The organism is Snodgrassella alvi, assembly GCF_040741455.2.
GTDB lineage: Bacteria > Pseudomonadota > Gammaproteobacteria > Burkholderiales > Neisseriaceae > Snodgrassella > Snodgrassella alvi_E.
Genome location: NZ_CP160328.2, coordinates 2,092,300 through 2,104,898, shown reverse-complemented (window position 1 = coordinate 2,104,898; position 12,599 = coordinate 2,092,300). Strand labels below are relative to the sequence as shown.

The window sequence follows — 12,599 nt, the reverse complement described above, 5'->3', positions numbered from 1 at the left end:
ATGCTTTATTCACCACCGCCTCAGGAACAATTACATCCAGACAATTCAGTTCTTTACAGCCGGCATCTGCCAACTATAAAGCAGCTGCAATACTTTCTGGCAGTGTGTGAAGAAGGTAATTTCCGGAAAGCTGCCAGCCGCCTAGGCATTAGTCAGCCGCCGCTATCTATGCAAATCAAGGAATTGGAACAAAAACTGCAAACTACTTTGCTGGTGCGCAATACCCGTTATGTGTTGCTGACCGAACAAGGCAGAGAATTCAGGGAAAAAGCGAAAAGCTGGCTGGAAGGTTTATCACAGGCAGTCAATTATGTGCATAATTTGCCTGCTGGTAAGGTAACAATGGGTATTACCAAGATTCTTGGTTTTAATTTTATTCCACTGTTCAGTGAATTTATCCGCCGCTTTAATCAACATATCGACTTGTTACAGCAAGATTATACTTGCAAAGAACTTATGGCTGAATTTAATAAAAGCAATATAGATATGGTGATTATTTCTGAATATAAAAACACCAGCCTTCAAGCCAAAAGTTTATTAGTTCATCGGGAAAAACTGGTTTTGGCTTTGCCCGAGCAGCATCCTGCCAGTGTAGAGCAAGAAATTGATTTAAATATGGTGCAGGATTTGCCTCTGTATTGGTGTAAGCGTTATCAGCATCCTAATTTGTACGATAAGTTACAAAAGGTAAATAGTCAACTTAGCAAGCCACTGTTGCTAAAAGAAAAGTTACCAAATTTTTTGACTATGCTTATGGAAATAGCTATGGGCAGAGCCATGTTGCTACTACCTGATTCAATGGCACAGGCTCAAGTAGCAGGCGTGGTATATAAAAAACTGACTGCGAAATATGAACAAATGCTTTCGATGGATATGCATCTTCTGTGGCATACTTCAGCTATGGATAATCCTACTATTCAGGCCATCACGGAATACTTTACACAACAAGATTTACCTAAAGAATCAGCATAAGCTAATGTTTGTGATAAGTAAAAATTTACAACCATATTGATATGTTTTTTGTATCAATAATTTTGTATTTCTCTAAACAGATTTGATTAATTACTATCAGTGTCAGCAATTAAGCATTGTTCAGAGCTGCGCCGAAAAGATAAATTCCTGAAAGACACAGTTCTGGCATTATTTCACTGATAGGAAAATCAATAATGACTCAATCTCTACCACAAAGAAAACTTGGCCAGCATTTAACCGTTTCAGCTATTGGCTATGGTGCCATGGGGCTGAGTGAATTCTATGGCGACATTGATACAGCTAAAGCAAGCTCAATGTTGCATGAGGTAATCGACAGCGGCGTTACGCTAATTGACACAGCCGATATGTATGGGCGCGGAGCTAATGAAAAGCTGATTGGTTCAGTATTAAAAACCCTGCCGGCTTCAACCCGCGCTGGGCTGACAATCGCGTCTAAGTGCGGTATAGACAGAAACAGTACTTCCGGATATAACCGCAATATTAATAACCATCCAGACTATATTAGAAAATGCTGTGATGAATCTTTGACACGACTAGGTATTGAGCAGATTGACCTCTATTATATCCACCGTATTGACCCAGATGCGGTAATAGAAGAAACCATGCAAACTTTGGCTGATCTGGTAAAAGAAGGCAAAATTGCCAATGTTGGTTTATGCGAAGTATCTGTGCCTGTATTACAGCGCGCCTGTGCTGTTTATCCGGTAGATGTAGTTCAAACCGAATATTCTTTATGGACACGCGAAATTGAAGATGACATCCTTCCAATTTTGAAAAAATCAAATATTGGTTTGGTGCCCTACTCTCCACTGGGTCGTGGTTTCCTGACTGGTAAAATTCAAAACAAAGACGAATTGTCTGAAAATGATTTCCGCCGCACTAACCCACGCTTTCAGGATGAAAATCTGGAACATAATAAACGGCTGCTACAGGCACTCGAACCAATGACAGTTAAATACAACTGCACTATGGGACAAATTGCACTGGCCTGGTTGCTGGCACAATGGGAACATATCGTACCAATTCCAGGTACCAAAAACCCTAAATACCTGCACGAAAACAATCAGGCAAGTCTGTTAAAGCTGGACGCAGCGGATGTTCAGACTTTAAATGATTTAAAAAATACTATCAACATTCAGGGCGAACGTTATACCCCTGAAGGCATGAAAGGTATCTTTTAATTTTAAAGCATAGCAATGTAAAACATTATTGAAAAAATATATTCCCTGCCAGATAGTTAATTACCGGCAGGGAATTTTTTATAATCAATTAATTATCAATAACTAACAAAGACTTAATCGCCTTACGCTGATCCATGGCTTCATATGCAGCCTGAATATTATTTAAAGCAAAACGCTGGGTAAATACTTTTCCCGGCTGAATTTTTTCATCCAACACTGCTTGAAGCAACAAATTCTTATCGTAAGTGGTTACGCTGGCGATACCGCCACGCAGCCCTATATTGCGCCAGAAAATATCACCTGTTTTGATTTCGTTTTGATGCGGCACGCCAACACAACCTACAACAGCTCCCGGCCGCGCAACCGCGATAGCAGTTTGTAAAGATTCTTCACTGCCTACACATTCCAGCACCGCATCCGCGCCTGCTCCAGCCGTCATGGACAAAACTTTTGCAACAGCTGCTTCGCCGCGTTCGGGCACAATATCTGTGGCACCAAATTCCTGTGCCAGCGCTGCCCTGTCTGGGTGGCGGCTCATGGCAATAATGCGTTTTGCTCCACGTAGTTTGGCTGCTATTACACCACACAGGCCGACGGCACCATCTCCCATCACCACCACAGTATCCCCCGCTTTAACTTCAGCACTGGAAGCCGCATGATAGCCTGTAGCCATCACATCAGCCAGTGTTAGCAACGAATTGAGCACTGCGTCTGAATAATCCTGTGGCTGACCAGGAATTTTTACCAGAGCCCAGTCAGCGTTACTGAAACGCAGATATTCTCCTTGATAGCCGCCATTGCCACCATCTTGTTTGTTCAGGCAGTTACCATCAAAACCAGCCTCACATGCAGCGCAATGGCCACAGCCATGGGTGAAAGGGACGATAACAAAATCACCTTTTCGAATATGAGTTACGGCATCGCCAACCTCATCCACCACACCAATGGCTTCGTGACCCACTGTGCTACCAGACTCGCGCTGACTGATACCGCGAAACCACCATAAGTCTGAACCACAAACACAGGCGCGAACAATACGAATAATGGCATCAGTGGGCTGCTGAATAACTGGTTTGTCCATTTCTCGTATGGCTACTTTACCGGGTTCCACAAAAACGGCAACTTTCATCTTTATCTATCCCTATCTTATTGAATCGGTTGATTCCAGATTCATTATATTGCTTATAGCGGATAATTCATCTGCTTTGATTATCTTACTTCTCCCACCGGCACTGGTAAAGTTGATACAAACTCTGCCCTAACTGACAAACCAATTTTCAGAGCAAATTTTGTTCATATCGCTTTTCCAGTAATTCTGTTTTATACAGGATTTTATTAATAGGGTAATAATTAAAGTTGTTTAGGAAATATAAAAAGTCTATTTTAGTGCTATTGTTTTTGCTGCGGTCAGGCTGTAGTACCTTCCATTTATTAGTTGTATCTGAAAGATGAGCGCAGCAACAGTGTGAATGTTTGCATCAGCATTGTAATCTAACCAGTAATGAAGATATGACCAGAAATTTCAGTGCGTTAAAGTTAGCAAAAGCTATTATTACAAGTGTTTTAAGCCTAAGCTGTATATCAGCTACGAAGTAAGAAAAATTATTTAGGCGCTTCGTTTACTGATGGCACAGTTGATACAATAGATATTTGCGGCCATTCCATCGTGGTTAGACAATACAGCCTGCATAAGAAATATGATTGTTTTCGGCTGCTATGCCTATGGATATGAGGACATTATTTGCCAAGAAGCTGAACACCAAATGGAGATAGCACCGCAAATCCTGATCTTGATGGCAGTAGTTTTGCTGATTTTCTGTTAATTTACAAAGATGGCATTTTGCTATCTGCGAAGAATGTAATCCTGATATCAGTAAGCAGCCTTTGGCTCACGGAAGAGTTGTTAACATCAAGCTTAATTTTTCCAAGGGTAGATTTATTTATCATTCACCAATGGCACAAATAAAGTCTGTTGGACACAGGTTTCCTGATAGCCTTCGGCTGTTTTATCAATTACCCACAAAAACTGCACGCCTCCCTCATCCAGTGGCAACACCATGCGCCCGCCAATAGAAAGTTGCTGCAACAGCGGCAAGGGGACTTCTTTCGGTGCAGCGGTGAGAATAATGCAATCAAAAGGTGCTTCCTGAGGTAAGCCCAGATAGCCATCGCCACATACCAGCCGTGCATGGGCAAGTAAACGAACTGCACGCAGGTTTTGTTTGGCGCGCTCATGTAGCGGACGCAGCCGCTCAATAGAATAAATTTCGCGTAAACCCAGTGCTTGTAGAATAGCCGTCTGATATCCGCAGCCGGTCCCGATTTCCAGAATACGCAGACTCGGGTTGATAGCGCGTCTGGCAAACAACAACTGCGTCATCACTGCCACGGTATACGGCTGGGAAATGGTCTGTCCCAACCCTAACGGCAGCGACATATCATCATACGCATGCGAACGCAGCGCTTCTTCAACAAAAACGTGACGCGGCACAGCAGACATAGCGGATAACACTTCCGTGCGGGTAATCCCCATTTGGCGCAGTCTTTCTACCATCCGTGCCCGCCGGAATTCATAGCCTGTCCAGCTCACGCCTTGTCCCACTTCTGTCACCACTGTACATCTTGCAAAAAAGTGCTGACTGCACCCATTTGCTGATAATCAGTTAAGTCAAGGGTAAGCGGTGTAATAGTCACGAAACCGGCTTCATTGTCGCTGAAATCCGTATCCTGCCAGCTGGTATCGGCAGGTCCTACACCACCAATCCAATACATGGTTTCGCCGCGTGGACTATCTAAAGGCACAATACATTGTTCGTGATGCCGGCGACCGAGTCTGGCCACACGATAGCCCTGAACACTCTCTGGAGTAACAGCCGGAATATTGATATTCCATAACAACGGTTGGGCTGGCTGATGTGCGCATATTTTGGTTAAAACAGTAGCTACCGCTTTTTCAGCAGTCTCCCAGTAGCGGCCACTGCGGTCATTAATCGAAAAGGCCAGTGCCGGTATACCCATCAAAAATGCTTCGGTAGCAGCAGCTACGGTACCGGAATACAAGACATCATCGCCCATATTGGCACCATGATTGATGCCAGAAAGCACTAAATCTGGTTTGAAATCGGACATGGTATGCAGCGCAACGTGGATACAGTCAGTGGGCGTGCCGTTGACATAAAAAAAGCCATTAGCAGCATTTTTTATCGACAGAGGACGATTGAGGGTAAATGAGTTACTTACACCACTTTGGTCGCTTTCCGGTGCCACGACTCTTACTTCGGCAAACTCTGCCGCCACCTTCGCTAGTAGAGCTAATCCTGCGGATAAATATCCATCATCGTTACAAATTAAAATTCTCATACCTATCCCAGTTAAAAATCTTTGTCTTGCTACAACTGGGCTACTTTAAGCCCATAGAAATTGCTGGTAGCCTGTTTCAATTATTGAAATAAAAGGCTGGAGACACCTGAAAGCCATCTGCAGGCAACTGCCAGAATCTCTGCTGAAACCTATCTGCTTTAAGCTCAGCCACTAATTATAAGGGTTTACACCTGTTCTGACAGCTATATATGCTGATTTTGTGCCAACAAACAAGAATGCAATGCAGATATTCTGTGTAAAAACGACCAGACAGGATGTATTGATTAACTGTTATCAATGGAAACTGTGTAAAAGTAATAACATAAAAAACGAACCGAAACGGTTCGTTTTTTTAGACTACTAAGTAAGATGCAGGCCCTGAAAGAATTGAGCATTTGCATTTCAGCAATCAATCGCTATTGACCTGCTTTTACCTGCTGAAACAGGCGTACCGCCAGACGCACTGCATCCTGAGATTTGGGTGATACCACAAAACTTTTATCCAGCACTGCCTGTGTGGGGAATATACTTGGATCACTACTGATTTCGCTATTCAACAGAGCCCGTGCCGGTTTGCTGGCAGGAGCAAACGTTACATAATTACCATTTTTGGCAGCCACTTTAGGATCCAGAGTGTAATTGATGTATTTAAGCGCATTGGCAACATTCTGAGCATCTTTGGGAATCATAAATGAATCAATCCAAATACCCACTCCCTCTTTCGGTGCCAGTACCTCTAAATGAACGCCGCTTTTGGCATCCTCAGCTCGTTTTTTGGCTATATTCAGGTCGCCGCCATAGCCTGTAGCTACACACAGGTCTCCGCGCGCCATATCATCTATATAGCCTGAAGAACTAAAGCGCTTGATGTCATTACGCACAGATTTAATCAAATTGGTTGCCGCACGGATATCCTCCGGCGCACTACTGTTCGGGTCTTTACCCAGATAATGCAGAGCCAGAGGATACAGCTCGGTAGGGCTGTCAAACAGCGAAATGCCACAGCTTTTGAGTTTATGCGTATAGGCAGGATTGAATACCAAGTCCCACAGATTATCTGGCAGCTTGCCGTCCAGTGCTTTATCAACCAGAACCTTATTGATGCCAATGGTATTCATACCCCAGAAATAAGGTACTGCGTATTTATTACCTGGATCGACCTTATCCATCATTTTTAGCAGATTAGGGTCGATATTATTGTAGTAAGACAGCTGGCTTTTGTTAACGGGCTGATAGGCGCCCGCCTTGATTTCGCGGCCGACATTGGCTATAGACGGCACCACCAAATCATAGCCGGAACGGCCAATCAGGATTTTAGCTTCTAGTGTTTCGTTACTGTCATAATAGTCGTAACGAACTTTGATTTTATTTTCTTTTTCAAAAGTTTTTACGGTATCAGGGTCTACGTAATCCGACCAGTTGTAGATATTGAGCTGATCTGTGGGATTCATGACTCCGTTAGTGGAGGCCGCATTTTTGTTTGCTGTACCGGCATCCGAGCATGCAGCAATCAGCACACTGACGATGGCTGACAATACCAGTGATTTTTTCATACACGATTTCCAATTTGTATGCCCACAGTAATGAGGGAAGCAAGTATCTATATGACGTGCACCAGCACAGCCACCTCTAAACCGACATTAAACTGTGAAATACAGCACCACGCAAGAGTATTTGGCAAATTATTACAGTGTATGCACCCAGCAAGGACACAAACTTGCCCGATATGCTAAAAAATCGTACGGAAAAACCAAAATAATACACCGGCCAGCAGTATGGAAACAGGTAGAGTCAATACCCACGCCATAACCAGATTGCGGATGGTAGACTTTTGCAATCCACTTTTATTGGCAGCCATGGTACCGGCAATACCCGAAGTCAGTACATGTGTGGTGCTGACCGGTAAGCCAAAACGGTCGGCAGCAAAAATCAGCGAAGCAGTCACCAGCTCGGCAGAAGCACCCTGTGCATACGATAAATGAGTTTTACCGATTTTTTCGCCCACTGTTACCACAATTCTCTTCCAACCCACTAGTGTACCTAGTCCCAGCGCTAGTGCCACCAGTACCTTCACCCACACCGGAATATACTTGGTAGCATGGTCTATAGACGTATGATAAGCCTTCAAACTCGCTATTTGTGCCGAATTAAGATTATATTGGCGATGCAAGCTATTTTTTTGCAGCAAGGTTAGCGATTCTGACACCAAATACATATCATTGCGAATATTGCCTACCTGCTCCGGCGGCAGATTACGCAGGCTGTCGCTTTTACTGACATCATGCGCCACAATATGCACCAGCTGCGCGAGCGCTGCCAGCTGCTGCGGCGTACCCTGCTTGTCTTCTACCAAAGCAGTGACCTCAGCACGTGCATCTGCATTTTGCGGCAGTACCAAGCCCGCTGGCAGCAATCCTTCTATAGTTTGCTGGGCAGAAAGCGAATTAGCCGAAAACTTCACCCATTCTTCTCTGGGCACAGCATGATTCAATGCATAGGCCATTGGGACGGTTCCTATCAAAATCAGCATAATTAGTCCCATGCCTTTCTGACCATCGTTCGAACCATGTGCAAAGCTTACCGTGGTACAGGTAAAAATCAGCAATAGGCGTATCGGCCACGGTGGCGGAGCGTCATTTTCCGGTGCACGGTACAAGGCTGGTATTCGCAGCAATTTTTTCGATAAAATCAGCAGCAGACCAGCCAGCACAAAACCAAGCAGCGGAGAAAAAAGCAGGGATTCGCCCACATTGATCACCTGTTTCCAGCTCACGCCACTGGTACCCAGATGAGCAGACATTAGCTGATTGGCCACTCCGACACCGATAATCGAACCAATCAACGTATGCGAACTGGATGCAGGCAAACCCAGCCACCAGGTACTAAGGTTCCAGATAATTGCTGCGGACAATAATGCAAATATCATTGCATATCCGACGCCACTGCCCATATGTAGAATCAGTTCAACCGGCAGCAGTGAAATCACACCATAAGCAACAGCACCGGTAGATAGCATTACCCCAAGAAAATTAAACACACCAGACCAGATTACAGCAGTATTAGGACTGAGCGAGCGCGTGTAAATCACGCTGGCTACGGCATTGGCCGTATCATGAAACCCATTCACAAACTCAAATGCCAGTGCAATCAGCAAAGCAACTGTTAATAAGGCATAGACCAGCAATGAAGACCGGGGAATACCCTGCAGATCATGATAGATACACACCGCAGCATAAGCTAATCCGCTAAGCAATATCAGCAGAAACAAAACAATACTTACTTTACCCGTTTTCCCAGATACAGACATAATTGCCCCAGACGACGAGGTCGTAGACGAAGCAGACACAGTTTTCTCCCTATTAGCAGGTGCTATCCTGACTTATTGTAAAAGACCAACATGACAACTTTGTGACAGACACAATAATTTTGCCGGCTGTTGGTTTTTCTCCTTAAAAGCCTATTTTTTTTCGCTGTTCAAGCAGCGACTTATCACATACTAATCTCAGCAAGACACAGCTTTGCTTAGCCTCAACCATATGGAATTCATTCGCTATTTTGTTACATTGAGTATACAGACAGTCTATATAATCTGCCACGATTTACCGGAGTCAATCTGTTTACTACCAGATACAGTGTCAGCCAATTCTCAGTGACGTACATACTTGTGCTACTGCCGCAAGCTTATCTAGCCGGCTTTCTCAATCACACACTTAGCTCATGCAGATAAACATTTATTAGCCGCAACAGCCACATTCAGTCAGTCGTTTATCATTACATTTATTGAAATAAAACCACAAACATTGACGATAACATTTTTATTTCTTAAAGTAACAGTCACAGCAGCATTACGGCCACAATACCATTAATTTGATTCATAAAAATCAACACTAATCACAAATATTCCGCATATACCAATCAATTTTAAGCCAACATACTCACACATTGAGGAGAAACCACATGCAAACATGGGTACAAAACTACTCGGCATTAGGCAACAGTGTCTACCTGACCCTACTGGCTGCCCTGTTACCCATAATATTTTTCTTCGTGGCACTTACTGTCTTGCGCATGAAAGGCCATATTGCCGGAGCCATCACCTTGGTTCTTGCAATTATCGTGGCCGTAGCAGCCTATAAAATGCCGCCGGTACTTGCATTATCGTCCGCATTATATGGTTTTTTCTATGGCCTGTGGCCAATAGCTTGGATTATCATTACAGCCGTATTTCTGTATAACCTGACCGTTAAAACCGGCCATTTTGACATCATCCGCGCTTCGATTCTCTCTATCACCGAAGATCAGCGTCTACAACTGCTGCTCATCGGTTTTTGCTTCGGCTCCTTTCTAGAAGGTGCAGCTGGATTCGGAGCACCGGTTGCTATTAGTGCGGCACTGCTGGTAGGGTTGGGTTTCAGACCCTTGTTTGCAGCTGGCTTATGCCTGATTGCAGATACTGCTCCGGTAGCCTTTGGGGCACTGGGTATTCCGATTCTGGTCGGTGGACAGGTTTCTGGTATCGATCCCTTTCATATTGGCCAGCTGGCCGGTCGCCAACTGCCAATGATGTCTGTTGTTATACCGTTTTATCTGATATTTATCATGGATGGCATGCGGGGTATCCGCCAAACCTGGCCGGCACTGCTGGTGTCTGGCGTATCCTTTGCCGGCACACAGTTTATTACCGCCAATTTCATTGGCCCCGAATTACCTGATGTAACTTCAGCCCTCGTTAGTATGGTGTGCCTGACTCTGTTTTTACAGAAATGGCAGCCCAAACAAATATTCACCTTTAACGGCATGCAGCAGTCCAGCACTCAGCGCAAAACCACAGAATATAGTAAAAAACAAATTATGCTGGCATGGTCACCGTTTGTTATCCTAACTGTGTGTGTGGCCGTATGGACAATCAAACCGCTGCAATCATGGTTGAATTCATTCAGTCAGATTAAGATTCACTGGCCAATGCTGGATAATTTGGTTATCAAAACAGCTCCTATCGTTGCTGAAAACGCTCCGATAGCGGCTGAATTCAAGCTGAATATTCTTGGCGCTGTTGGTACCTCCATTCTGCTGGCAGCCATCATTTCCGTGCTTATCCTGAAAATTAAACCACGTCTTGCCATTGATACATTCAAAAGCACTCTGTACGACCTGCGTTTTCCAGTGCTTTCTATCGGGCTGGTATTGGCCTTTGCCTATGTGGTTAACTACTCAGGCCTATCCTCAACACTGGCTCTGGCACTGGCTGATACCGGCAAAGCATTCCCTTTTTTCTCACCATTTCTCGGCTGGATAGGCGTATTCCTAACCGGCTCCGACACTTCTGCAAATGCCCTGTTTGGTGCACTACAGGCTAATACAGCCTTGCAGGTAGGCATGGATCCTGTATTGGCTGTGGCAGCCAATTCTGTTGGTGGGGTAACTGGCAAAATGATATCCCCACAATCTATTGCCATTGCCTGTGCTGCAGTGGGGCTGGCGGGCAAGGAATCTGATTTGTTCCGCTTTACTGTGCGTCACAGTCTGTTTTTCTGTCTGATTGCCGGTATATTTACATTGGTGCAAACCTATCTACTTCCATGGACACTGACTCTGTTTTGATTGACACAAAAAAGCCCGCTAAACCAGCGGGCTTTTTTAGGGCGTAACTTCAGTATCAGCCACCTGTTTTGGCCATAATGCGCACAATCTTATCCGGCTGCTCATTAAATTCATGCTTTTCCGGTTTTAAATCCACTGCATCCCGGATGGCTGCTTCTAATTGCTCATCGCTACAGCTTGCAGCCAGCAAAGGCTTCAGAGCCATACTTTGATCCTGACCCAGACACAGATACAACGTACCATCAACCGACATCCGCACCCGATTGCAGGAAGCACAGAAATGCTGCGAGCGTGGTGTAATTAACCCTAGCGTAAAACGACCATCAACACTTTCCCAATATTTAGCTGGCCCGCCACCATAAACACGCTGGCTCTCATGCAATTGATATTTTGGCCGCAGATTTTCAATTAGTTCGAGCAGATTGAAATACTCCAGTTTACGTCCGCTCATACCCATTGGCATAACCTCAATCAGGCGCAAAATAAAGCCGTTTTCAATACAGAACGCCACCATATCGTCAATATCAGCAGTATTAACGCCGGGCAGCGGCACCATATTGATTTTAATCCGTTCAAAGCCGGCATCGCGTGCCGCCTGCAAACTGTCTATTACTTTATCAAAACTATCCTTGCCGGATATCTCCTGCACACATTCTCGTCGCAAGGAATCAAGGCTAACATTCAGCCGATTGAGCCCTGCCTGGCGCAATTCAGAAGCATATTTCTTTAGCTGCGTGCCATTGGTGGTTAAAGACAAATCCTCTATCCCTGGCAATGCTGCCAGCCGCGCCACCAGTTCGGGCAAATTTTTTCGCAGCAACGGCTCACCGCCGGTTAACCGAAACCGCGACACCCCCATGCGCGCAAAAGCTCCGGCCACCCGCTCGATCTCCGCAAACGACAACCAGTTTGCTGGCTTTTCAAATTCTGTAAATCCTTGCGGAATACAATAAGTACAGCGTAAATCGCATTTATCCGTTACCGAAATGCGCAGATAATCAATACGTCTGTTGAAGCGGTCAATCAGCATGAGTAAAGTAAGTGCCTGATAAAGAATATTATTCCCGTAATGGCAAATTTCTAGAAAACTTGAGAAAAAACAGCTATTTTATATTATTTTTCTGCATAAATACAATTGCATCAACAGCAGCCATCTGCCACAGCAGGAAAAAAAACGGCATAATAAACCATTATTGATTGCTATATGTTTGCTTCATGATTACCGTGATTTATCTGGCACGCTTTGCCGAAGAGCTTGGTCTGACACAGGAACAGCTTCCTCTAAACGTTACCGACACTAATACCCTTCTCTCCCACCTACGTCAGCGCGGCAAACCTTGGCAACAGGTACTGGCTGAGGGGAATGTCTACAAAATTGCCGTCAATAACGTTATCCGGCATGGCAATACCAGCCTACAGGACGGAGACAGCATCGCACTGCTGCCACCAGTAACCGGAGGCTGA

General features: G+C 44.7%; 10 protein-coding genes. 4 read left to right on the top strand and 6 right to left on the bottom strand.

Annotated features, from left to right (window positions below; genetic code table 11):
- Entirely contained in the window at window positions 1-972 is a 972-nt protein-coding gene (locus ABU615_RS09410) for a LysR family transcriptional regulator (RefSeq protein WP_370388895.1), read from the top strand.
- Between the two features lie 194 nt (window positions 973-1,166).
- Window positions 1,167-2,174, top strand: a complete 1,008-nt coding sequence (locus tag ABU615_RS09405; RefSeq protein ID WP_267408202.1) for an aldo/keto reductase — start codon at window positions 1,167-1,169, stop codon at window positions 2,172-2,174.
- An 88-nt stretch (window positions 2,175-2,262) separates the two neighbouring features.
- Here the strand turns inward: ABU615_RS09405 and ABU615_RS09400 are convergent, their stop codons facing one another.
- From ABU615_RS09400 to ABU615_RS09380, 5 genes are all read right to left on the bottom strand, one after another.
- Complete coding sequence (locus ABU615_RS09400; protein ID WP_370388894.1) at window positions 2,263-3,303, bottom strand: zinc-dependent alcohol dehydrogenase family protein; 1,041 nt, start codon at window positions 3,301-3,303, stop codon at window positions 2,263-2,265.
- A gap of 807 nt (window positions 3,304-4,110) precedes the next feature.
- A complete protein-coding gene (locus ABU615_RS09395) occupies window positions 4,111-4,788 on the bottom strand; it encodes a protein-L-isoaspartate(D-aspartate) O-methyltransferase (protein WP_323811358.1) in 678 nt (225 codons plus the stop codon).
- Complete coding sequence (surE, locus tag ABU615_RS09390; protein WP_370388893.1) at window positions 4,782-5,534, bottom strand: 5'/3'-nucleotidase SurE; 753 nt, start codon at window positions 5,532-5,534, stop codon at window positions 4,782-4,784. Before surE ends, ABU615_RS09395 begins: the two co-directional genes overlap by 7 nt.
- Before the next feature lie 416 nt (window positions 5,535-5,950).
- On the bottom strand, window positions 5,951-7,087 hold the full coding sequence (locus tag ABU615_RS09385; protein ID WP_370388892.1) for a polyamine ABC transporter substrate-binding protein: 1,137 nt from the start codon (window positions 7,085-7,087) through the stop codon (window positions 5,951-5,953).
- 176 nt (window positions 7,088-7,263) lie between these two features.
- Window positions 7,264-8,841, bottom strand: a complete 1,578-nt coding sequence (locus ABU615_RS09380) for an inorganic phosphate transporter (protein ID WP_267404546.1) — start codon at window positions 8,839-8,841, stop codon at window positions 7,264-7,266.
- A 650-nt stretch (window positions 8,842-9,491) separates the two neighbouring features.
- Between ABU615_RS09380 and ABU615_RS09375 the strand changes: the two genes are divergently transcribed.
- Window positions 9,492-11,135 (top strand): lactate permease LctP family transporter, encoded by a 1,644-nt coding sequence (locus ABU615_RS09375; RefSeq protein ID WP_267404548.1) that lies wholly within the window; start codon window positions 9,492-9,494, stop codon window positions 11,133-11,135.
- A 55-nt stretch (window positions 11,136-11,190) separates the two neighbouring features.
- On the opposite strand, the gene moaA is transcribed toward ABU615_RS09375, so the two are convergent.
- A complete protein-coding gene (gene moaA / locus ABU615_RS09370; RefSeq protein ID WP_267391243.1) occupies window positions 11,191-12,165 on the bottom strand; it encodes a GTP 3',8-cyclase MoaA in 975 nt (324 codons plus the stop codon).
- 185 nt (window positions 12,166-12,350) lie between these two features.
- On the opposite strand from moaA, the gene ABU615_RS09365 reads away from it, so the two are divergent.
- Entirely contained in the window at window positions 12,351-12,599 is a 249-nt protein-coding gene (locus ABU615_RS09365) for a MoaD/ThiS family protein (RefSeq protein WP_367489147.1), read from the top strand.

Bases quoted from the DNA above. Each gene is read 5' to 3' on its own strand.
- ABU615_RS09410 (WP_370388895.1), top strand. From the start codon at position 1: ATGCTTTATTCACCACCGCCTCAGGAACAATTACATCCAGACAATTCA.
- ABU615_RS09405 (WP_267408202.1), top strand. From the start codon at position 1,167: ATGACTCAATCTCTACCACAAAGAAAACTTGGCCAGCATTTAACCGTT.
- ABU615_RS09400 (WP_370388894.1), bottom strand. From the start codon at position 3,303: ATGAAAGTTGCCGTTTTTGTGGAACCCGGTAAAGTAGCCATACGAGAA.
- surE (WP_370388893.1), bottom strand. From the start codon at position 5,534: ATGAGAATTTTAATTTGTAACGATGATGGATATTTATCCGCAGGATTA.
- ABU615_RS09385 (WP_370388892.1), bottom strand. From the start codon at position 7,087: ATGAAAAAATCACTGGTATTGTCAGCCATCGTCAGTGTGCTGATTGCT.
- ABU615_RS09380 (WP_267404546.1), bottom strand. From the start codon at position 8,841: ATGTCTGTATCTGGGAAAACGGGTAAAGTAAGTATTGTTTTGTTTCTG.
- ABU615_RS09375 (WP_267404548.1), top strand. From the start codon at position 9,492: ATGCAAACATGGGTACAAAACTACTCGGCATTAGGCAACAGTGTCTAC.
- moaA (WP_267391243.1), bottom strand. From the start codon at position 12,165: ATGCTGATTGACCGCTTCAACAGACGTATTGATTATCTGCGCATTTCG.
- ABU615_RS09365 (WP_367489147.1), top strand. From the start codon at position 12,351: ATGATTACCGTGATTTATCTGGCACGCTTTGCCGAAGAGCTTGGTCTG.